The 20,482-nt window shown below is 42.9% G+C and carries 19 protein-coding genes; 3 read left to right on the forward strand and 16 right to left on the reverse strand.

Going from position 1 to position 20,482, the window contains the following annotated elements; genetic code table 11:
- Positions 1-70: 70 nt before the first annotated feature.
- The 9 genes from bshC to ACN6KS_RS23140 all read right to left on the reverse strand — a co-directional run bounded on the left by bshC (position 71) and on the right by ACN6KS_RS23140 (position 10,007).
- A complete protein-coding gene (gene bshC, locus ACN6KS_RS23100; protein ID WP_440960598.1) occupies positions 71-1,702 on the reverse strand; it encodes a bacillithiol biosynthesis cysteine-adding enzyme BshC in 1,632 nt (543 codons plus the stop codon).
- 231 nt (positions 1,703-1,933) lie between these two features.
- Positions 1,934-2,854 carry an ABC transporter ATP-binding protein gene (locus tag ACN6KS_RS23105; RefSeq protein ID WP_042190873.1) on the reverse strand — a complete coding sequence of 307 codons (921 nt, stop codon included), beginning with the start codon at positions 2,852-2,854 and terminating at the stop codon, positions 1,934-1,936.
- Entirely contained in the window at positions 2,851-3,846 is a 996-nt protein-coding gene (locus tag ACN6KS_RS23110) for an ABC transporter ATP-binding protein (RefSeq protein ID WP_094870344.1), read from the reverse strand. Before ACN6KS_RS23110 ends, ACN6KS_RS23105 begins: the two co-directional genes overlap by 4 nt.
- A gap of 11 nt (positions 3,847-3,857) precedes the next feature.
- Positions 3,858-4,772, reverse strand: a complete 915-nt coding sequence (locus ACN6KS_RS23115; protein WP_042194363.1) for an ABC transporter permease — start codon at positions 4,770-4,772, stop codon at positions 3,858-3,860.
- Between the two features lie 33 nt (positions 4,773-4,805).
- Complete coding sequence (locus ACN6KS_RS23120; protein WP_076284768.1) at positions 4,806-5,738, reverse strand: ABC transporter permease; 933 nt, start codon at positions 5,736-5,738, stop codon at positions 4,806-4,808.
- A gap of 222 nt (positions 5,739-5,960) precedes the next feature.
- A complete protein-coding gene (locus tag ACN6KS_RS23125) occupies positions 5,961-7,670 on the reverse strand; it encodes a peptide ABC transporter substrate-binding protein (RefSeq protein WP_094870343.1) in 1,710 nt (569 codons plus the stop codon).
- A 151-nt stretch (positions 7,671-7,821) separates the two neighbouring features.
- Positions 7,822-8,208 (reverse strand): DUF3397 domain-containing protein, encoded by a 387-nt coding sequence (locus ACN6KS_RS23130; protein WP_094870342.1) that lies wholly within the window; start codon positions 8,206-8,208, stop codon positions 7,822-7,824.
- Between the two features lie 27 nt (positions 8,209-8,235).
- Positions 8,236-9,192 (reverse strand): ketopantoate reductase family protein, encoded by a 957-nt coding sequence (locus ACN6KS_RS23135; RefSeq protein ID WP_440960599.1) that lies wholly within the window; start codon positions 9,190-9,192, stop codon positions 8,236-8,238.
- A 164-nt stretch (positions 9,193-9,356) separates the two neighbouring features.
- The gene (locus ACN6KS_RS23140) at positions 9,357-10,007 is read right to left on the reverse strand and encodes an RsfA family transcriptional regulator (protein ID WP_042130271.1); all 651 of its coding nucleotides are present in this window, start codon (positions 10,005-10,007) and stop codon (positions 9,357-9,359) included.
- 345 nt (positions 10,008-10,352) lie between these two features.
- Here ACN6KS_RS23140 and ACN6KS_RS23145 point away from each other — a divergent pair, with 345 nt between their 5' ends.
- Entirely contained in the window at positions 10,353-10,589 is a 237-nt protein-coding gene (locus tag ACN6KS_RS23145) for a DUF2626 family protein (protein ID WP_042130273.1), read from the forward strand.
- A gap of 324 nt (positions 10,590-10,913) precedes the next feature.
- Positions 10,914-12,041, forward strand: coding sequence for a coiled-coil domain-containing protein (locus tag ACN6KS_RS23150; protein ID WP_256989818.1), 1,128 nt, complete (start codon positions 10,914-10,916; stop codon positions 12,039-12,041).
- Here the strand turns inward: ACN6KS_RS23150 and ACN6KS_RS23155 are convergent.
- Positions 12,033-13,259 carry an extracellular solute-binding protein gene (locus tag ACN6KS_RS23155; protein WP_440960600.1) on the reverse strand — a complete coding sequence of 409 codons (1,227 nt, stop codon included), beginning with the start codon at positions 13,257-13,259 and terminating at the stop codon, positions 12,033-12,035. The two genes, ACN6KS_RS23150 and ACN6KS_RS23155, sit on opposite strands and share 9 nt — an antisense overlap.
- Positions 13,260-13,642: 383 nt before the next feature.
- Entirely contained in the window at positions 13,643-14,974 is a 1,332-nt protein-coding gene (locus ACN6KS_RS23160; RefSeq protein ID WP_094870338.1) for a PhoH family protein, read from the reverse strand.
- A 105-nt stretch (positions 14,975-15,079) separates the two neighbouring features.
- On the opposite strand from ACN6KS_RS23160, the gene ACN6KS_RS23165 reads away from it, so the two are divergent.
- Complete coding sequence (locus tag ACN6KS_RS23165; RefSeq protein WP_094870337.1) at positions 15,080-15,655, forward strand: YhcN/YlaJ family sporulation lipoprotein; 576 nt, start codon at positions 15,080-15,082, stop codon at positions 15,653-15,655.
- A gap of 30 nt (positions 15,656-15,685) precedes the next feature.
- On the opposite strand, the gene ACN6KS_RS23170 is transcribed toward ACN6KS_RS23165, so the two are convergent.
- The 5 genes from ACN6KS_RS23170 to ACN6KS_RS23190 all read right to left on the reverse strand — a co-directional run bounded on the left by ACN6KS_RS23170 (position 15,686) and on the right by ACN6KS_RS23190 (position 20,403).
- On the reverse strand, positions 15,686-16,138 hold the full coding sequence (locus tag ACN6KS_RS23170; protein ID WP_076299659.1) for a pyridoxamine 5'-phosphate oxidase family protein: 453 nt from the start codon (positions 16,136-16,138) through the stop codon (positions 15,686-15,688).
- 101 nt (positions 16,139-16,239) lie between these two features.
- On the reverse strand, positions 16,240-17,337 hold the full coding sequence (locus tag ACN6KS_RS23175) for an LCP family protein (RefSeq protein ID WP_440960601.1): 1,098 nt from the start codon (positions 17,335-17,337) through the stop codon (positions 16,240-16,242).
- An 86-nt stretch (positions 17,338-17,423) separates the two neighbouring features.
- Positions 17,424-17,720 (reverse strand): YlaH-like family protein, encoded by a 297-nt coding sequence (locus ACN6KS_RS23180; protein WP_042190898.1) that lies wholly within the window; start codon positions 17,718-17,720, stop codon positions 17,424-17,426.
- 125 nt (positions 17,721-17,845) lie between these two features.
- The gene (gene typA, locus ACN6KS_RS23185; RefSeq protein ID WP_042190900.1) at positions 17,846-19,687 is read right to left on the reverse strand and encodes a translational GTPase TypA; all 1,842 of its coding nucleotides are present in this window, start codon (positions 19,685-19,687) and stop codon (positions 17,846-17,848) included.
- Positions 19,688-19,893: 206 nt separating this feature from the next.
- Positions 19,894-20,403 carry a hypothetical protein gene (locus ACN6KS_RS23190; protein WP_094870335.1) on the reverse strand — a complete coding sequence of 170 codons (510 nt, stop codon included), beginning with the start codon at positions 20,401-20,403 and terminating at the stop codon, positions 19,894-19,896.
- Between the last annotated feature and the right edge of the window lie 79 nt (positions 20,404-20,482).

A 20,482-nucleotide genomic window follows, 5' to 3' on the forward strand; every position in this document is an offset into this window, starting at 1 on the left:
ACTTCTTGAATCTACTTCGTACAAAACTTACTTCGTAAGCATACACTTTGTTTTATGGAGCAATACTTCTCTACATATAAATGATGCGATGCGTCCCACTATAATCAGGTTCAATAGCCATCAGCTCATCTAACCATGGAAGTCCGTAGCGGTTCAAGTAATACATGATATTGTACACTCTTTCTTGCAGTTTACCCAGTGGCATTAACGACAGCTCGATTCGCTCCCATTGACGGATTGCAGCTTCATTCTGTTTTGCCATTGCATCTTGAGCTTTCGCTTGTAAAAAAGTAATCTGATCTAAAATCTTATCTTTATTGTTATTCCCTAGTTTTAGCAGACCTGCCTGAATGGTTCCAAGCTGCTCAATCAGTGGTTCGTACATGGCGGAGAAAGTAGCTTTAGTTTCTTCGAAACGTTGTTCAATCCCCAGCTCATCCTGTGCAGCCAACCACTCATGTCTTTTACGATCTAAACCCTGTCTTACATCCTCAAAGCTTAGTTGATATTTATCCATATGCTTATGAAGCGTACCTTCCACCACTGTGAAAGACATTCTCGGGATGATCAGGGGCATTTGTCCTCCAATGGTCTCAAACGCATGATGCGGAATGGCCCAATAAGCAATCTCACCTTGACCTAGCACCGTAGCTAGAACCGGCAACACATAATCCTGCATAAGCGGACGTGTCAGCACGTTGTTACTGAATCGTTCCGGATAAACCTTCACTTCCTCCAGTAGTTCATCACGGGTGAACGATACCTGGCCCTTGCGATCGGAAAAATTGCCATCTTTCTTATGAAGCAATAATCGTACACCTTCATGTATATAAAAGAGGTTGGCATTGCCTGCCGTAACGTCAGCTTGAAGCTCATATCCTGCGTTTACGATATCAGAAGCAGAATTCATGTACGCTGTTTCCAGTGCATCATTCTGCATAATTAGCGAAGTGAAGAAAGGCTCTTCTACCTTACGAAGGTTAGGATCAGCAGAATCAAGCAGGATCAGACCGAATTTACCAAATAAAGAACCCATCAGCTTGGCAAAAGCATCCGTCATACTGTCTGATCTAAATGAAGAAGATCGAATAAATTCCATGATTTGCGATTTAAAGTCACTATCTTGAAGTAGCGCATCCAGCTGCTCCACTACTTGCTGCCAGCTTTCCTCTTCTACGTGAATATTACTCACCGAGGAGCGTTTCTCCTCTGATTTTTCTATCTTAATCTTTGTAATCTCTTGCGTACGATTCAATACATACGTATGATTCACTTCGTCCCAGTCATGATCCTCTCCTGCAATCCAGAATAATGGGACTACAGGCCGACCGAGCTGTTCTGCTGCTTCTTTTGCCGCCATAATGGTTGTCATTGCTTTATATACTACAAGCAGTGGTCCTGTAAAAAGTCCGCTTTGCTGCCCACCAGTAACCACTAATGTTCCCGGCTGTTCCAAAAGCGCCAGCGAAGCCATCACTGCATCATGTGAGTTATGCTTTTCATTATATTGTCGCAGACATGCAGCAACTTGTGTCCGGTCCGCACGGAGACCCTCACTACGATCCAGCCATTCTGCCCGAATGCTTCTACTCTCTTTACTTCGGAAATCCCCACCATACAAATGACTAACCTTCTCAAAATTTTCTATATAGTCGCGCGCGAGTGCAGATCCACCCGGGAGCGGTTCCTTAACAATATTCATTTGCTAGTGCCTCCAGTTCTACTGAGCAGTTATATGTAAATCCAAGTTCGTAAACTCTATATGATTGTATCCAAAGTCAGGGGCCGCGTCAAAAGAATTACATACCTGCAAAAAAGCAATGCAAGAGCAGCCGTTTTATTTTCTTTTCCTTTAAAATGATTATTAAATATCCCCACTACATACAAGAGGCGAGAGCATAACGCTCCCGCCTGTCTAATACTCGCTATAGATTTAAGCGAATTTTTTGCTTACCCAGTGTCCTTTGGATACTTCTACTAATTCAAAGTCACTATCATTGCTCTTTTCGTTAGCAGAATAAATAGGACTACCAAGCTCATCATGCAAGTGAATACGTTTCTTGTTCACTTCAATTTCCGGATCCGGAATTGGAATAGCTGACAAGAGAGATTTAGTATAAGGATGGATAGGATTTGCATAAAGCTCTTCACTTTCCGCCAATTCTACCATTTTACCCAAGTACATAACTGCTACGCGATCACTGATATGTTTAACCATGGACAGATCATGCGCTATGAAAAGATAAGTTAGTCCCAGACGATCTTGCAATTCTTTAAGCAAGTTTACGACCTGAGCCTGGATGGATACGTCAAGTGCGGAAATCGGCTCATCACAAACGATGAACTTAGGATTTACCGCTAACGAACGGGCAATCCCAATACGTTGGCGTTGTCCACCAGAGAATTCATGCGGATAACGAGTAGCGTGATCATGGTTAAGACCAACCATATCGAGCAGCTCTTCGATCCGTTTTTTACGTTCTGCACGGCTACCAGCCATTCCGTGAATGTCCAGAGCCTCGCCGATGATATCCGAAACCGTAAAACGCGGGTTAAGTGATGCGTACGGATCTTGGAAAATCATCTGCATGTCACGGCGCATTGCTTTCATTTTGTTAGAAGGCAATTTATAAATGTCTGTACCATTATATTTCACACTTCCGGCAGTTGGCTCATACAAGCGAAGAATTGTACGTCCAGCAGTAGTCTTACCACAACCGGATTCTCCTACCATTCCAAGCGTCTCGCCTTCACGTATGGAGAAGTTAATATTATCAACAGCCTTAAGAACCTTGCCTTGACCTACATTAAAATATTTCTTAAGACCTTCTACCTCTATTAGGTTCTTACTCAAGAGTACTGCACCTCCTTGGCCATCGAATGCAGATTCCAGCAACGCGCCATATGCGTTTCGCTGAATTCTGTGGCGCCGGGATCGATTTGTTCGCAAACATGCATTGCTTCATTGCAACGCGCGGTGAACGGACATCCGATCGGCGGCTTGATCAGATCCGGCGGTGTGCCGATGATCGGAATAAGCGGCTCGCCTTTCTTTTGGTCCAGACGCGGCATTGAGCGCAGCAGACCTTTGGTATATGGATGCTGTGGATTCTTAAAGATTTCCCATCTTGTTCCGGTCTCCACAACTTCACCTGCATACATTACAATAACCCGATCACACATACCGGCAACGACGCCAAGATCATGGGTAATCAAAATGATGGAGGTACCTAGTTTTTGCTGCATCTCTCTCATAACTTCCATGATCTGCGCCTGAATGGTTACGTCAAGAGCCGTTGTAGGCTCGTCCGCTATGAGTAAAGCCGGACGGCAGGCTAGCGCGATTGCAATCATTACACGCTGGCGCATACCGCCTGAAAACTCGTGGGGATATTGGTTAAAGCGAGCCTCAGCATTTGAGATGCCAACTAATTTGAGCATCTCAATACCTTGCTTTTTCGCTTCGGCCGCTGACATTTTCTGATGTTTAATCAAAACTTCAGTGATCTGTTTGCCCACTTTGATGGTTGGGTTCAAAGAAGTCATCGGGTCTTGAAAAATCATGCCAATATCTTTACCGCGAATGGATTCCATTTCTTTCATGCTTTTGTCTAGCAGATTTTGTCCTTGGAAAATAATCTCTCCCTTTTTCACTTTTGAGGGTGGGGAAGGGATCAACCGCATAATCGATTGTGCAGTTACACTCTTACCGCTGCCGGACTCACCGACGATGGCAACCGTTTCACCTTTGCCAATTTCAAAATTCATACCACGGACAGCTTGCACTTCTCCGCCTTTAACAAAAAACGAAACATGCAAATCTTTGACTTGTAAAATAGGTTCCATCCATAACCCTCCTACTTCTTCAGCTTAGGATCAAGCGCGTCACGAAGACCATCACCGAAAATATTGAAAGAAAGCATGGTTAAACTGATCAGAATGGCAGGGAACAGGAAGCGCCATGGATAGTACAACCAACCGGTGAGAGAATCGTTAATCATAGATCCAAGTGAAGCGATAGGAGCTTGTACACCAAGACCCAAGAAGCTTAGGAAAGCCTCAGCAAAAATTGCATTTGGTACAGAAAGTGTAATCGTTACAATAATCGGACCCACTGCGTTTGGCAGAAGGTGTTTGAACAACAGTCTGGCAGAACCGGCACCCATGGAACGGGAAGCCAATACGAACTCGCGATTCTTGAGCTGCATAATTTCACCGCGTACAATCCACGACATCGTAATCCAACCCGTAATGGTTAAGGCTAGGATGATGGTACCAAGACTTGGTTCAAGCACAACCAAGAGCAAAATTACAACAAGCAGATAAGGAATAGAGTACAAAATTTCGGAGAATTTGTTCATGATATTATCTACACGGCCGCCGAAGAAGCCCATAATACCTCCATAGATAACACCGATGAACAAGTCGATGGCTGCCGCAGCTAGACCAACGATCAAGGAGATCCGTGCGCCGTACCAAGTACGAACGAAAATATCACGTCCAAGATCATCCGTTCCAAACCAGTGATCGGAGGAAGGGGGCTTATTGGTATTCATCAAGTCATTGGAATAATAGTTATATTTCGAGAATAAGGGAGCGATAATCGCTGCTAGCACGATCAAGCCTAGAATCCCAAGCGCGGTCATCGCCATTTTGTTCTGACGCAACCGTTGCCAAGAATCTTTCCAGGCAGAGAGACTCTCCCGCTGAATTACCTCGGCTTCTTTTTCATCTACACCGACTTTTTGAAAGTCTTCCGGTTTTAGATTCATGTTCTTTAACAAGTTATTATCAGATGCCACTCTTTAGCCCTCCTTTCCTCCACTTAATTTCATACGTGGGTCAATCAATACATAAGCAATATCAGTAATGAAACGGGCTACCATGAGTAGTACACCATAGAAAATGGTAATCCCCATAATAACGGTATAGTCACGGACACCAATCGCTTCCACGAACTGTTTACCAATACCCCCAACGCCAAAGATCTGCTCGATAACAACCGAACCTGTTACGATGTTAGCTGTCATAGGTCCCATGTAAGTAACAACCGGCAGGATACCGTTACGAAGTACGTGACGGCTTAGAATAGCCATCCAGCTTAATCCCTTAGCCTTAGCCGTTTTGATATAATCCGCATTCAGAACTTCAAGCATACTTGAACGTGTCAAGCGCGCTATAAATGCTATCGGCTGAGCCGAGAGCGCTGCTACAGGAAGGAAATAATAGATTGGCCCTTTAAAACCTGAAACCGGTACCCAACCCAATTTGAAAGCGAACACATACTGTAATAATGACGCGACTACAAAGCTCGGAACCGCAATCCCCAGAACTGCCAACACCATCGCGGCGCTGTCCAGAAACTTTCTGTGATAGAGTGCCGCTAACATGCCGAGAAGAACCCCAACAATAACCGCCACAACAATTGCGACGAGTCCCAGCTTCAGCGACGCTGAAAAGGTTTGGCCAATCAAATGTGATACATCTTGATTCAGGCGTTTCATGGATACACCCAGATCACCTTGGACAATATCACCTAAATACTTAAAATACTGATGAGAGAGCGGCTTGTCCAGACCATATTGCTCCATCAAACGCGCTTTAATTTCTGGCGGTACTTTTTTCTCAGAAGTAAACGGATCCCCTGGAATAGCTTTCATCAAGAAAAAAGTTGCAGAAATCAGTACAAATAATGAAACCAACATATAGAAGAATTTATTTGCGACATAACGAACCATCCCCATCACACCTCCTCCGACAATTTTTTTGAGAGCATTATATTGATTTTATGAAAAAAACGGATTTTTGTCCATTTTCTAAATATGTTATAAATAACAATAAATAACAAATAGACGGAAATACAAAAAAAAGGGATATATATGGAGTTCCACATATATATCCCGAAGTATTGTGTTACTTCAGTCAACTAACTATTCTGTTTAATTTACATGAGCTAAATCTTAGTGCTCAAGCAAGTATCCACGAGTCAAGTCAATTGCACCACTGAAGTCAAGAGTAACACCTTTGAGGTACTCTTTAGTCAGGGAGTTGTTAGTGTAGTAGTACAATGGAATCAAAACTTGATCTTGCTCGATGAGCAATTTCTCAGCTGCTGCAAACTTGTCTTGACGTTCTTTCAAGTCAGTACTTGCTTTAGCTTCGCTGATCAATTTGTCATACTCAGGGTTAGCGTAACCAGTATCATTGTTACCGCCACCTGTTACCCACATATCAAGGAAAGTCATTGGATCATTGTAATCCGCAGTCCAACCAGCACGTGCAACTTGGTAGTTCAGGTTTTGACGGTTTTCAATAAATACAGCCCACTCTTGGTTAACGGTTTGTACGTCAATACCAAGATTGTTTTTCCACATATCAGCAATCGCCAAAGCGATTTTCTTGTGGCCTTCACTTGTGTTGTAAGTCAAAGAGAATGTAGGCAGTTTATCCATACCTTCTTCTTTCAGACCTTCAGCAAGCAAAGTTTTAGCTTGTTCTAGATCTTCAGTGAAGTAACTATCTTTAACTGCTGCACGGTATTCACCATCAGCACCAGCGATACCCGGAGGTACATAACCGAATGCTGGGAATTGTCCACCTTGTACTACATTGTCAATCAAAGCTTGACGGTTAATGGACATTGCAAGAGCTTTACGGATTTTAGCGTTTGTGAATGGTTTTTCAGTGATATTGAATTCGTAGTAGTATACGGAAGCAATACCTTTACGGCTGAATTCTTTAGGAAGTTCTTTTTGCACGATTGGAATTTGTTCTGATGGAATTTCACCAGTTGGTCCACCGGCACGATCGTATTCACCGTTCTTGTAGCTGAGCAGTTCAGTTGCACCGCTGTTTACAAGGGAGAAGTCGATTTTGTTAAGTTTAATGGAATCTTTATCCCAGTATTTATCGTTTTTAGTTACAACAAGTGTTTGACCTGTAGTCCACTCAGTAAGAGTGAAAGCACCGTTAACGATCATAGTATCTTTGCTTGTTGCCCATTTTGGATTACTCTCAATGGATTTGTGTACAGGGTAATAAGTGTAGAAGGAAAGCAATCCAAGGAAGTAAGGAGTTGGGGCTTCAAGAGTAACTTCAAGAGTTTTCTCATCAACCGCTTTGATACCTACTTGACTGAAATCGGTAATTTCCTTGTTGTAGAACTTTTGAGCATTTTTGATGTAGTACAATTGATAAGCGTAAGGTGCAGCGGATGCAGCAGCAGGATCGAGCACGCGTTTCCAAGCGCGAACGAAGTCTTCTGTTGTTACAGGATCGCCATTACTCCATTGTGAATCACGGAGTTTGAAAGTATATACCAGACCGTCAGCGGAAACATCCCAGCTTTCAGCAACACCTGGTTCAGCTTGACCAGATTCAGCATTCATGCGAGTTAGACCTTCGTACATTGTTGTCAGGACAGTGTGAGCTTGGCTATCTTGAGCCAATCCTGGGTCAAATGTTGGAGGCTCAGAGCTTAGGTTAATTCTCAGTGTTTGGTCCGCAGCCAATTTCTCTTCTGTAGCCGCATTACCAGTTCCCGTGTTACCAGTGTTACCAGCGTTACCTTTATTGCCGCTGTTCGCGTTGTTTCCGCCGCAGCCAGCAAGCACTGTGCCGATAACAAGTACTAATGCAAGCATTAGCAATAGACTTTTACTCTTCTTCATCTAGCAGTTCCCCCTAAATAGAATGTGGTATATGGTTTATGATTATACAACCAGTGGTCAAAAAAATCTAGTGGTATGTTTTCAGAAAATTCTTTTTTTATTAAAACTTTAAACTTTTGTGACGTTGCCGCTTCACCGGAGCAGTGGAACATTACATCGCTTGTGATATGTACTTAATTAGCCCTACAAACATAAATAATAAATATCCGGCACTCATAAAAAAGAAGGAAAGTCTCCAAACTGCCCGAAATAACCGCTTCCCATCTACTTTTCCTTTTAGTCGATTCTGAGCGCCGCCAATCAGTCCAGTGGATATTAATACAATAAGTAGTATAAGATAAAACCCAAAACCGTTATTAAACAAGTTGTTAAATAATGCAGAGACCGACAATAATAAAAAAAATGTAGTCACGTCCATAGCGAGCATAAAAGTTTTCTTTTTATCTTTTTTCAAGCCTTTTCCAATGAAATAAACAATTAAAAACGGTATTATTGGAATCAAGCTTAAAGTAACGACCGAATTCATCAGCAATCCCATAGCTTCACCTCTCCTCCGAGATCATACCTATATTCCCTCTACTAATTGGCAGATCAAGCGATGTAAAGGAACCAATGTTCCAGTGCGTTCTGCCATTTCTACAAGACTCCCATTGATCCAATGAATTTCTGTGCTCCTTGAAGCTAGAACATCTGCCAGCATGGATGAAGTATTGCCCGCCGTTGTCCTGCACACTTTAAGAATGTTATCCCACGCATCATGATCATAAGTAACTCCGCAGGCATCATATACCATAGTAGCTTCTCTAAAAAGTTCTCTCATTAACTGCAGGCGCTCTTCTGAAGCAAGCAGTTCACCATTTGGAATACGCCAAATCGCTGTGAGCGGATTAATAACGGCATTGATTAGGAGCTTCCGGTAAATCATGGTATCCACTTCATTCGACAAAAAGGCTGAGAATCCTGCCATAATGAGAACTTCTATTAAATAATTCACTTGTAAATCAGTATGTATACTGTGGGCTTGTCCATTCTTTAAGCTCCATTTCCCTACCCATACCTCACCCGCACCTGCATGAATGACTTCAGTTAAAAACTTTCGCTTCGCAGCTTCTGTTGTTACGGCAGCATATAAATTAGCTTTCGGCAGCAATTTACTGAGCATCTCCATATGTCCAATGCCATTTTGAAAACAAATGAGGTGTACCTGTAGTTCCCTAAGAGGGGACAGAAATTCAGGTAAAACATTATGTAGTATGTCCTGTTTAACCGTTACTATGATCCAATCACTGGGCTCACGAAGATAGGCAGCTGCAAATCCCTCTATTGGTGCGGACACAAATTGATCCCCTGAAATCGAAATCGGATCGCGGCCATCCTCATAGCTCACAGTTAAGCCCTCATCTTTTAATTTCCGGCACTGCTCTACCCCTCGACACCACAATCTCACTTCATTCCCGGACTGGGTCAATCTCCCTGCCAAAAGCAGCCCAAGTGAACCCGCACCGATTATATCGATTTTCATCTGATCCTCCTGTTGATCTCAAACGCAATTTTTCTAAGTATAGCCTTAATATACCAAGAAGAACCACCGTTGTCGTCCTCCATAAATGACAATACAAAACCAAAACGCCCGCAAATGGCGCTAATAAAGCGAACCACTTACGGGTGTTTTAGTTTGCCTATCTTTTATTCAATACGTTCTAAATTTCCATTCCCATCCATTTTGAAACGAGTCTTCATTTCTTCTTCTTCTTCGTTTAAGAAAGCTAGCCTACGCGCACGATCCATAATCTGAATTAAAGCTTTGTAATCATCATTGACTACCCGGTAGTCACTTTGAGCAAGATTAACCTCTTTTGACAACCGCTCATTCTCAGATCTTAATTCAGTTAATTCATCTTCCTTCTCGCGCAAATCTCTCTCCAGCATTTTCAGCTGGCGTCCTGCCTCCTGGATTGTACCTTTCCATTGTCTCAGGAAACGTATAACCGCATCAATGGATAATGTGTTTTCACTTAATCCTTCGCCTCGTCCGAACTCCTCATCGGTATCCCCGAGAATCAGACCCGCTACCTGCGCTCCTCTTACTGACGGTTGCTTTTTCAGGTAACTTCTCTTTTGACGTTGGCCTTTAGCGATTCCAATTGCACCTTCATAGCTTTTTCGAACACAGCTGTTCCAGCGGAATCCGCATGCAGCCGACGTTCTGCCGATTTTCTCACCCACTTCTTCAAAAGCAGCAAGTTGTGTGCTGCCCTCCCGAATGTGGCGCAAGGTTACTTCTGCCAGTATTAGATCATCTTCTGCACTCCAAGCATCCTGTCTAACGGCTGTCATCCAACCAAACCTCCTAACAACATCTTGAAATAACCATCTCCATAACCGACAGCTCTGCCGGGTAGTGAATAGGGATAAAAGCTGCTTACTCCATTTCTATGCTTCTCATAGAGTTCATAGAATCTATTTGATACTAAATTGTATTTCCATTATCTGCCCACATCATACGCTTTAAGTAATAAATTCTCTTTTTTCAAGCACTAAACACTTCAGTCAATTATAAAAATCACATTTTTTCAAGATTAGTGTATTTTTTTCAATGAATTCGTTTACACATTTTTACTGAACGGGTATAATAAGTCGAAGGAATATTCGTGAGATACATACTGGAAGGGGGACTCTCTCTTGGACCGCATGTTTCGGGTATTAGGTTTTTTTACATTGGCTATAGGATTGATGGCTTTCGCCGGAGGTCTGACAGAAATGGCCTTGCTTTTCTTTTTGCAAACCGCTTTTTTCGTAATTCTCGGTTATTTGAAATTTACTGAAAAAACTTATGTTCTACTTTTCTGGGCATACATGATTTTGACTTTCACCGGTTTCAGCTATTGGACGATCTTTCAAATGGGTCTTCCACTATAAATTGCAGTACACTCTTGAAGCGGATGAGGTCCTTATTTAATAAGGATCACTTCCGTTTTTTTGTTTATCAGTTAGTATATATATGAGGCCCCACAAATACCTGAGTACGCATTGAAGGATAGCCTCACTTTGTGGGGATTTTTTGTATGTATGCTATTTTAGAAGGGTTAAACATATTATTAGTACATACATATATCCATTCAAGAAGAAACGGTTTTGCCGTCTTTTAGGGACAGTTTCCATTTCTACGAGAAATAGAAGGATGATCTATGGAGTAAAACAGATAAATTATTATCTTAAATTTCAAAAAAAGGTGGTGGTGTGGTGCGCTCCCGCAATGCCCAAAGCCGCATGATGGCAACCATACTAATTCTCTTCTGCTGTACATTATTTCCGTTACAATCTACGATGTACCTGTCTGCCGATCCTAGCGGTTCTTTTTTCAATTCCTCTATACCAGATAATGAAGAAACCCGTAAACTTCTGGAGCAGACCTTATCTTCCGCAGAAATTGAACGGGAGATCATCAAGATTACAGCCGAACAAAAAGCACTTGAAGAAAAGGTAGATTACCTAGAAGAGCAAGCTATCCAGAAAAAATCCGCCATCGTAAATCAACAAGAGCGTGCAGGTGCGGTCCTTCGTTCTTATTATATGGGGGATAGAGATGGTCTCTTAGCCGCATTTCTATCCGCGAAGAGCATTAGCAGATTCCTGGCACTATTCGATTATTATGAAATAATTATTGGAAATGACCGCAACATTCTCACACAATACGAGGACCAATATAAGGATCTAAAGAAGACCCTCCAGACTGCACAGCGCAGCTCGAAGGATCTTGCACAGCTGCGAACCGCTCTGGAGGAACAGAAAATTCGGGTAGCCGCGCTCAATAAAGAAATTGAAGGTGGGATTAAAGACAGTAGTGATCCTGATAATATGAGCGCTCTGCTTCAAGAATTCACATTATATTGGGAGAATATTGGTTTGCGCGAGGTAAAGACCTACTTCAAAGCATTATCTACCGCAATGAATAAATTACCGCAGTTTGTCCAGAATCGAGAGGGTGTTCTTACTCGTAAGGGGATGACTTATGTTCTGAATCTGAAGGAAGAGGATTTAAACGAATTCCTTCAGTCCCAGAATAAGCTATTTAACGATTTCGCATTTCATTTTAATGACGGAACGATTACTGCTACAGGAAAAAGTGGAGCTTTAGCCCTTTCATTAACCGGCCACTACGTCATACAGGAAGAACCCATCAACGGACTTATATTCCAAGTCGATCATGTTGTATTTAATGGACTCGAATTACCTGACACCACTAGAAGAACACTTGAGGAAGAATTTGATTTAGGCTTTTACCCTGCAAAAATTGTTTCTTTCCTACGTGCCACAGAAGTAGATAGCAAAGAGGGCGTCCTCCAGGTTAAACTATCTATCTCATTCTAAGCCTTCCTTGATGAAATCTTTGTACCCGGCCGCATCAATTTTTCCTGTAAGCAGTAAGGATACTGCTTCAACAATCTTCCTCCAGCCGCCTTGGAATTCGACCTCCGGGGCGGTTTCTTCTGTCAGTAAAAGTTCGACTCCAAAAGGAAGCCTATATTTGAAATCATTTTCCGAACGATATAGGACATCCAGCGCAGGCAAGCTCCCCGTGTTCTCCAGCCAGTCCATCTGAGAAGCTTCAGAGGTGATAAACGTCAGCCAATTCACGGCTTCCTTTGGATTTGGGGATTGAGCTGGAAGTGCAAAGGAACGACTGTAATAGGATTCAAGTCCTCTCCCGTTACTTACGGCCAGCGGTGCTTCAGCAACTAAAGATGAATTCCCATGTTTTTTCCACTCAGAAAGCGGTAGAGCAGCAACAGCAACGCTTCCGCTCTGAATCATATCCCAAACATCTTTGTTATATCGACTGGTAAGGTAAAAATAACTGCGGGCATTTTGAGTCCACTTTATCACTTCTTGGTTATCCGATAGCAAGCTGCTGTTCATACTCTCCATAACGGCGGACAATCCATATGGATTACGTGTATCCATCGCGAGTAAATATTTCCCTTGCTCTTTGAGCACATTCTGAAGTAATGTGTTCCACTGTTCCAGACTTCTTGGTAAGGTAGTGAATCCCAGTTCCGCAAGCCGCTGTGGTGAATAAACAAGTACATAAGGGTCGATATCCAGCGGCACTCCCCAATTATATCCGTTCCATTGCATCCAGGGGATTAACTGAGTTAACGGTGCAGTTCCCGGAATGCTCTGATACACATCCACCGGCAATAAATATCCACGTGTAGCCCAGTCGAGAATACTTCGTCCATCCGCCATAACGATATCCGGGCTATCCCCGATGGTTAGATCACGCTTCAAAACTTCGTCTGCATCCTCGCTATCAATATTTCTTAATATTACCTTTACTCCACTTTCTAAAGTATAACGATTGCTTAGAAGCTCCAGTTCACTGAATTCCTCACTATTTAAGGATACTGTTATGCGCAGGCTATCTATAGATCCCTCTTCCCCTGAAGAGGGGTTTGTCGACTGACTTTGTGGTTTTTTCATAGGATGTGGGTCGTTATTGGTACTCAATTCCATACTGGGTGACAAGCTTGTCAGCGATAGTAGTAAAATTGCAAAAAGCAGCCAATAATTTTTGCGTTTCAGCACATTTCCCCACCTTCCCCATGATTACTCACCCCTATTTTACCAAACCCGCCGCTGCTTGTCTTTAGAATGTGAAAACGTTCTCTTACTATTATATAGGTGAAACGATAGAAAAATTTAAAACGTTCATGATTCTCTGAGTGCGAGGGGCGCTCCGTGTGCGGATTATTCTTCCGATCGCTGTTGTCTCCAGATTTATGGATGATATTCCTAAGCGGTATAAATCCGGAGACAAAGGCGAACGCTAGCGCTTCTACAGAACAATTCCTCCCCCTCCGCTTTCCGCTCTTCATCTCATAACCATAACCTAAAAAATTCCTCCGCCGTTTCTGGGCGGCAGGAAAAAGCCGGGAGGTCTGCTGCTCCCGGCTGAGATTGAAAATAAGTTAGAGAAGATCCGCGGCCAATTGGGCCAGACGGGAACGCTCGCCTTTTTCCAAAGTAATATGTCCGCTAATCCCTTGCTGCTTAAACTTCTCAACAATATAGCTAAGTCCGTTACTCGCAGCATCCAGATACGGATGATCGATTTGCTCCGGATCCCCCATAAGAATGACTTTACTCCCTTCACCCGCTCTGGAGACGATCGTCTTCACTTCATGACGGGAAAGGTTCTGAGCTTCATCAATAATAATGAACTGTGCAGGGATTGAACGGCCACGAATATAAGTTAAGGCTTCTACCTGTATGCTGCCTAAGCCCATTAATATTTTATCGATATCGCCAGCTTTTTTGGTGTCGAACAAGAACTCCAGATTATCATAAATAGGCTGCATCCAAGGTCTGAGCTTCTCATCCTTCTCTCCAGGTAAATATCCAATATCTTTCCCCATTGGAACGACTGGACGGGCAATGAGCAGTTTTTTGTATTTATGCTCATCCTCAACTTTGAATAGTCCGGCAGCAAGTGCCAATAATGTCTTTCCTGTACCTGCCTTGCCTGTAATGGTTACAAGCGGGATTTCATCATTGAGAAGCAGCTCCAATGCCATTCGTTGTTGAGCATTTCGCGCGCTGATCCCCCAAACTGAATCATTGCCCAGATAGAGCGGCTCCAGACGGGTTGCCTCACTATTCACCTTGAGAAGAGCTGATTTGCCCGTGCCTATCTCATCCTTAAGGATCACAAATTCATGAGGGTAGAGCGGGTACGACAGCGCGAGCTGTTTAACCGTTAAAGAACGGTGACTGTAATATTCATCAATCAATGCCGGATGAACCTGCAAAGATTGGTAACCGGTGTAAAGTTCATTTAAATCCCCAGTACGATCTGATAAATAATCCTCTGGTGTAATTCCTAGCACATCCGCTTTTATACGGACCAGCACATCCTTACTCACAAGCACTACGGGACGCGGATCAGGCTTCTCTTTCTCTTCAATTAAATAATTGAGCGCTACAGCCAAAATCCGATTGTCGTTAGACACCTCTCCAAACATTTCCTGTACTTTCACAAAACTGCGATGGTTAAGTTCTACCTTCAGCTTGCCTCCATGCTCCAGCTCCACACCACTATGCAGATGTCCTAGTTCACGAAGTCCATCCAGCAATCGGGAAACCGTGCGGGCATTCCGACCAATTTCGTCAGCGTTGCGCTTTTTGGAGTCGATTTCTTCCAGCACAACTGCTGGAATAACCACCTCATGCTCCTTGAAAGAGAAAATCGAATTGGGGTCGTGCAAAAGCACGTTGGTATCTAGCACAAATATCTTGTTCATATTATCCCCTCCACAGCGCCTGGTTTGATTGATCATACATAACTCTTTCCGCCAAGGGAAAAGATAAGGTACAGAAACGATCTTGGCTGAAAGGAGTAATCACATATGAGAAAATCAATATGTCTGTTGCTGGTACTGCTGCTATTGACAAGCTGCGGTATCGCTAATAAAAAGACATCACCCTCTCCTCAGAATAAACAATCTGCGAATGCTGTAAAGGGTACGGGAAACCATGAGGTCCGGCAATTGGCCAACGATGGTGCAACTAATCCTAAGGCCACCTCAAAAGCTGGTCACACCGTCAGTGTTAAGGGCGAAAGTGAAATTGCACTTAAGGATCATTTTGAACAGTTGGCCAAAAGAGTTCCTGGTGTGAATGGCGCACACTGTGTAGTCATGAACAAAGTAGCCATTGTAGGTCTTGACGTAGAAGGTTCTCTAGACCGATCACGTGTCGGAAGCATTAAATATTCTGTAGCGGAAGCTATCCGCAAAGACCCGAGAAGTGTACGTGCACTTGTCACAGCCGATATGGATCTCTCCAGCCGCTTAGCGGACATGAGCCGCCATATCTCTCAGGGACATCCGATTTCCGGATTCTCATCCGAACTGGCTGATATCATCGGTCGAATCATGCCGCAGCTGCCAGAAGATACTAAACCGATTAAAAATGCACAGTAGAGGTTAAAAAAAAGCCCAGTGATATTCTCACTAGGCTTTTTTCATGGCAGCAAATACTTGTCCGTCCAGCTTCTCAGCGGCACGTCCATCATAAACCTTTGCATATCTTGGGGCGGATTCAAGCTGCGCTCCATAAAAAAGCGCGTTACGCACCGCCATAATTTCAACATCAAAGCAGCACATCTTGAAAGGTACATCCTGAAGTGGATCCTGCTTTACAACGGCACTGCCGTTGATAGCATATACAGTACCCTCACCGAACACAGTGACAGTTACTAACGGATTGACCTTCATGTTATTCACGAGTCTGGAACGATGATCTACAGCCAGACGCACAGTACTAGGACTAACTGCATAAATCCACGAAATGGCCGTGGATGTTGGACCTCCTGATTCCGCATCAACTGTGTTGAGAAGAACAAAAGTTTCCGATTGCAGCATCGATAACAAGGTTTCGTTCAGCTGAGCAACGGCTTCGGACATAAGTACTGGCCCCCTATGCGGCGTAAATTCATTCAATTTATTATATTATAGCACAGGCTGAAACTTGCATTCAATTTTAAGGTGAAGTGTTATTAAGGACTTTAAGGCGCCTCAGTGGATTCTGAAGTGGAACCAGCAGAAACTCCTGCTAATCGATCCTGCAAGCTTTTCTTGGCCGCCTCAAGCTCCTCATCATTAATATATACATACGGACTTCGCCATGTTCCAGTCACGGGTTTGAATTCGATATCATCTTTGGAAATCTTCCAATAAGTCGCAATCATATCTTTAATCTGCGAATTTTCGATATCAGTCTTCATATTACTGTCCACTGCGTCAAGAACCTTGCCTATTTTTAATACTCCACCAAGCGATTGCATCTGATCCACCAGTGAATGTAGGACCTCATTCTGACGTTTGTTCCGATCAAAATCGTCTGAAGCCTTAGTCTTAGGCTTACAATTAGATTTACGATATCGCACATAATCTAGCGCTTTATCTCCATCAAGCTCCGCCGGACCTTTTTTCAGATTGATATTCGTACCATCTACGCTGTCTGTATAACACATATTATCGCTAATGTTGACTTTGACTCCGCCAAGCTCGTCCACCACATCACGGAAGCCTTGAAAATCCAGGATCGTTGTATAATCTACGTCAATATCTAGATATTTCCCCATCATGGTCTTCATCTCATCTTCTGCCAAAATACCAGAGGAATCTTCTTTTCCCTTAAATCGAGCATAGAATTCGTTAATCTTCGTTTGCTTGTATCCATTGAGCTCAACTAAGGTATCGCGTGGAAGAGAGACAATGGTTGCTGATTTTGTCTTAGGATTAAGCGCTGCAACCATAATAACATCTGTTAATCTAGATGGATGTTTTGGTCTATTATCCGTACCCAGGATAAGCATTGTCAGTGGTTTTTCTGTAGCTGAATGCCCTGGAGCAACCGTTCCTTTATTACCTGCATTAAAGACCCCATTTTCAAGCTTCCAATACAGATAGCCCCCGTAGCCCAATACACCAAGAATCGCAATAATGAGTAAGGTTAACAGGATTCTAACTAATCTGCCAAAAAAGCCTCTCTTTTGCGGTTTCTTCTTTTTTTTCTTAGGAGCACCCTTCACAGGCTGTTTTCTATTATTCGGTTGTTGACCACTTGCTCGTGGAGGTAAACTGCTGTTTCGTGTACTCATAGTAGAATAAAGTCCTCTTCATTTCATTTGGAATTAAAAAAATTGCTACACTTAAATAGACGTTCCATAAGCAGTAAAAGTTTCGATTACTGTCTTTTTGCTGCAGCTGCAGCCTTTCTCTTCTGTCGAGCTTCTACGATATAACGTATCCGTACCATCAGCATTAATCCGACAGCGACCAGCAGACACTGAATGATCGGTAGCTTATCATGTTGAAAAATGAGGAGCATGCCGGAACCGATCGCCATCATTATGTACAGCATAATCTCTTTGCCAATCGATAACTTTTGATTCACACGAAATACCTGATTATACACAAATGTAAGCAATATAAAAATAACAATATAAGCGACGATTGGATGCTCAGCAAACCAGACTTGCATAGATACCGCACTCCTCCCAAATTTAAGATACGTTTACATTATATCATCAGTAAGGGAAGTTTTTGTTATAAAAAAAACCGCCGAAAGTTAAACCTCCGACGGCTCTTTACTATGATAAGCTGATCTTACGCGTTTGCTTGTGCCATTTTACGTTGCTTCTCTACACGTTCGCGTTCGCCTTTGTTCAGAATCTTTTTGCGCAAACGAATGGATTTAGGTGTGATTTCACAATATTCATCATCATTCAAATATTCAAGTGCGCCTTCCAAAGAGAAGGTACGTGGTGTCTTCATTTTTACAGTATCATCCTTACCTGAGGTACGCATGTTGGTAAGTGCTTTTTCTCTACAGATGTTAACGATAATATCGTTATCACGGGTATGCTCGCCTACGATCATACCTTCATAAATTTCTGTACCTGCATCCAAGAAGAGAATACCACGATCCTCAACGCCCACAATTCCATATTGTGTTGTTGATCCAGTCTCACTGGCAACAAGCACACCTTGATGACGTCCGCCAACTTGACCAGCAACCAGTGGAGCGTAGCTGTCAAAAGCATGGTTCATAACGCCGTAACCGCGTGTCAAAGTCAAGAAGTAAGTGTTGTAACCAATCAAACCACGTGCAGGAATCAGGAACTCCAGACGTACTTGACCCGTACCGTTGTTAATCATATTGACCATTTCGGCTTTGCGAGTGCCCAGACTTTCCATAACAGAGCCCATGCTTTCTTCTGGAATGTCAATCATAAGACGCTCAAGCGGCTCCGATTTAACACCATCGATTTCTTTAATGATTACTTGTGGTTTAGAAACTTGCATTTCATAACCTTCACGACGCATATTCTCGATCAGAATACCAAGGTGAAGCTCACCGCGTCCAGAAACGATAAATGCATCAGGACTATCTGTTTCATCCACACGCAAACTCACATCTGTCTCAAGTTCTTTAAAGAGACGTTCACGAAGCTTACGGGAAGTTACCCATTTACCTTCTTTACCAGCAAAAGGACTGTTATTCACAAGGAAAGTCATTTGCATTGTTGGCTCGTCGATCTTAAGAACAGGCAATGCTTCTGGATTCGCTGGATCAGCAATGGTCTCACCAATGTTAATGTCCTTGATCCCTGCGATAGCAACGATATCCCCTGCGCCCGCTTCTTCTGTTTCAATACGTTTTAAACCTTGGAACCCGAACAATTTCTCAATACGTGCGGTTTTACTCTTACCGTCACGCATAATTACAGTTACAGATTGACCTTGTTTGATCACACCGCGGTTTACACGGCCAATAGCAATACGACCCAAGTATTCGTTATAATCCATCAACGTTACGAGGAATTGAAGCGGGTCTTCTACACTTTCAGTTGGAGCTGGGATATGCTCAACGATTGTTTCGTAAAGTGAAAGCATTGTCTCATCTTGCTTCTCAGGGACCATGCTTGATGTTCCGTTAAGAGCAGATGCATAAACTACTGGGAATTCCAATTGTTCATCGTTAGCTTCAAGCTCGATGAACAAATCCAGTACTTCATCAATAACTTCCTTCGGACGTGCAGCCGGACGGTCAATCTTGTTCACGACCACGATTGGAGTCAGCTTCTGCTCCAAAGCTTTACGCAATACAAATTTCGTTTGCGGCATGCAGCCTTCATAAGCATCAACAACCAGCAATACACCGTCAACCATTTTCATAATCCGTTCTACTTCGCCACCGAAGTCAGCATGTCCAGGTGTATCCACAATATTGATCAAAAACTCTTTATAAGTAATTGCTGTATTTTTAGCTAGGATTGTAATTCCGCGTTCCCGCTCGATATCGTTAGAGTCCATAGCGCGTTCTTGTACGTGTTCGTGTGCGCTGAAGATCCCCGATTGCTGAAGAAGCTGATCGACGAGTGTTGTTTTGCCATGGTCAACGTGGGCAATGATCGCAATGTTGCGAATATCTTTTCTTGAATGCATGATTTGTATCCAAATCCTCTCATTTATCAAATTAAAACTGTTAAAATTCTTAGCATGTCACGGCAGTCTCACAAAAGAAGCGCCAGGCAGAAAGCCGACGCTTCAACATAACATTAATATTATAGTGAAAGCACTATGAAAAGCAAGTCTTTTTATGAAAAAAACAGTTACCAAATTCCGTTTTTTTTCACAAGATCCAACATTAATTAACTTCGATACCATCTATTTCGGCCACGAGTTCTACCCCGGCCTGTAATCAGCCAAATCCCTGCAGCGATGAATACAATACCAATCAGATAGATTACACCCGTACCCATGAGACTGAAAATACAAAGCGCTATGCTTAGAACGCCTAATATAACAGCAATTGCAGATAATCCCCCTGTCCGTCTTGGAGAATTAATGGAATATTCATACAGACCTACGGCAATGCCAAGCAGAAGCACAGGCCATAAATATTTCATAAGCCCCCATCCCCATATATTGCAAAGACCAAACAGTAAACCATATACCGTTAATATTCCAGCGGGAATCAATACCGTTGCCGAAGCACGGCGGCTAAAAAATAACATATGTAGAACTAATCCTGGAAGTAAAATCACTAACGGCCAAAGGGCACGTCCCAAAAATCCGAAGACGCCCAGCTTACCGAATAAAATCAAGACGCCCGCAGCTACAATGAATATACCTAGTCTCATGTCATTCTTAGAAGACATCCTTCACCCATCCCTTCAAATTCACGTCTACCTCACTACCTTGTCCTCACTTACCCAGAAAACGACAGGTTTCTCATTC

It is taken from the genome of Paenibacillus nitricinens (assembly GCF_052056485.1).
Lineage (GTDB): Bacteria > Bacillota > Bacilli > Paenibacillales > Paenibacillaceae > Paenibacillus_AQ > Paenibacillus_AQ nitricinens.

What these genes read in the sequence shown, in the direction of transcription:
- bshC (WP_440960598.1), bottom strand. Translation starts at nt 1,702, where the DNA reads ATGAATATTGTTAAGGAACCGCTCCCGGGTGGATCTGCACTCGCGCGC.
- ACN6KS_RS23110 (WP_094870344.1), bottom strand. Translation starts at nt 3,846, where the DNA reads ATGGAACCTATTTTACAAGTCAAAGATTTGCATGTTTCGTTTTTTGTT.
- ACN6KS_RS23115 (WP_042194363.1), bottom strand. Translation starts at nt 4,772, where the DNA reads ATGAATCTAAAACCGGAAGACTTTCAAAAAGTCGGTGTAGATGAAAAA.
- ACN6KS_RS23120 (WP_076284768.1), bottom strand. Translation starts at nt 5,738, where the DNA reads ATGGTTCGTTATGTCGCAAATAAATTCTTCTATATGTTGGTTTCATTA.
- ACN6KS_RS23125 (WP_094870343.1), bottom strand. Translation starts at nt 7,670, where the DNA reads ATGAAGAAGAGTAAAAGTCTATTGCTAATGCTTGCATTAGTACTTGTT.
- ACN6KS_RS23130 (WP_094870342.1), bottom strand. Translation starts at nt 8,208, where the DNA reads ATGGGATTGCTGATGAATTCGGTCGTTACTTTAAGCTTGATTCCAATA.
- ACN6KS_RS23135 (WP_440960599.1), bottom strand. Translation starts at nt 9,192, where the DNA reads ATGAAAATCGATATAATCGGTGCGGGTTCACTTGGGCTGCTTTTGGCA.
- ACN6KS_RS23140 (WP_042130271.1), bottom strand. Translation starts at nt 10,007, where the DNA reads ATGACAGCCGTTAGACAGGATGCTTGGAGTGCAGAAGATGATCTAATA.
- ACN6KS_RS23160 (WP_094870338.1), bottom strand. Translation starts at nt 14,974, where the DNA reads ATGAACAAGATATTTGTGCTAGATACCAACGTGCTTTTGCACGACCCC.
- ACN6KS_RS23165 (WP_094870337.1), top strand. Translation starts at nt 15,080, where the DNA reads ATGAGAAAATCAATATGTCTGTTGCTGGTACTGCTGCTATTGACAAGC.
- ACN6KS_RS23170 (WP_076299659.1), bottom strand. Translation starts at nt 16,138, where the DNA reads ATGTCCGAAGCCGTTGCTCAGCTGAACGAAACCTTGTTATCGATGCTG.
- ACN6KS_RS23175 (WP_440960601.1), bottom strand. Translation starts at nt 17,337, where the DNA reads ATGAGTACACGAAACAGCAGTTTACCTCCACGAGCAAGTGGTCAACAA.
- ACN6KS_RS23180 (WP_042190898.1), bottom strand. Translation starts at nt 17,720, where the DNA reads ATGCAAGTCTGGTTTGCTGAGCATCCAATCGTCGCTTATATTGTTATT.
- typA (WP_042190900.1), bottom strand. Translation starts at nt 19,687, where the DNA reads ATGCATTCAAGAAAAGATATTCGCAACATTGCGATCATTGCCCACGTT.
- ACN6KS_RS23190 (WP_094870335.1), bottom strand. Translation starts at nt 20,403, where the DNA reads ATGTCTTCTAAGAATGACATGAGACTAGGTATATTCATTGTAGCTGCG.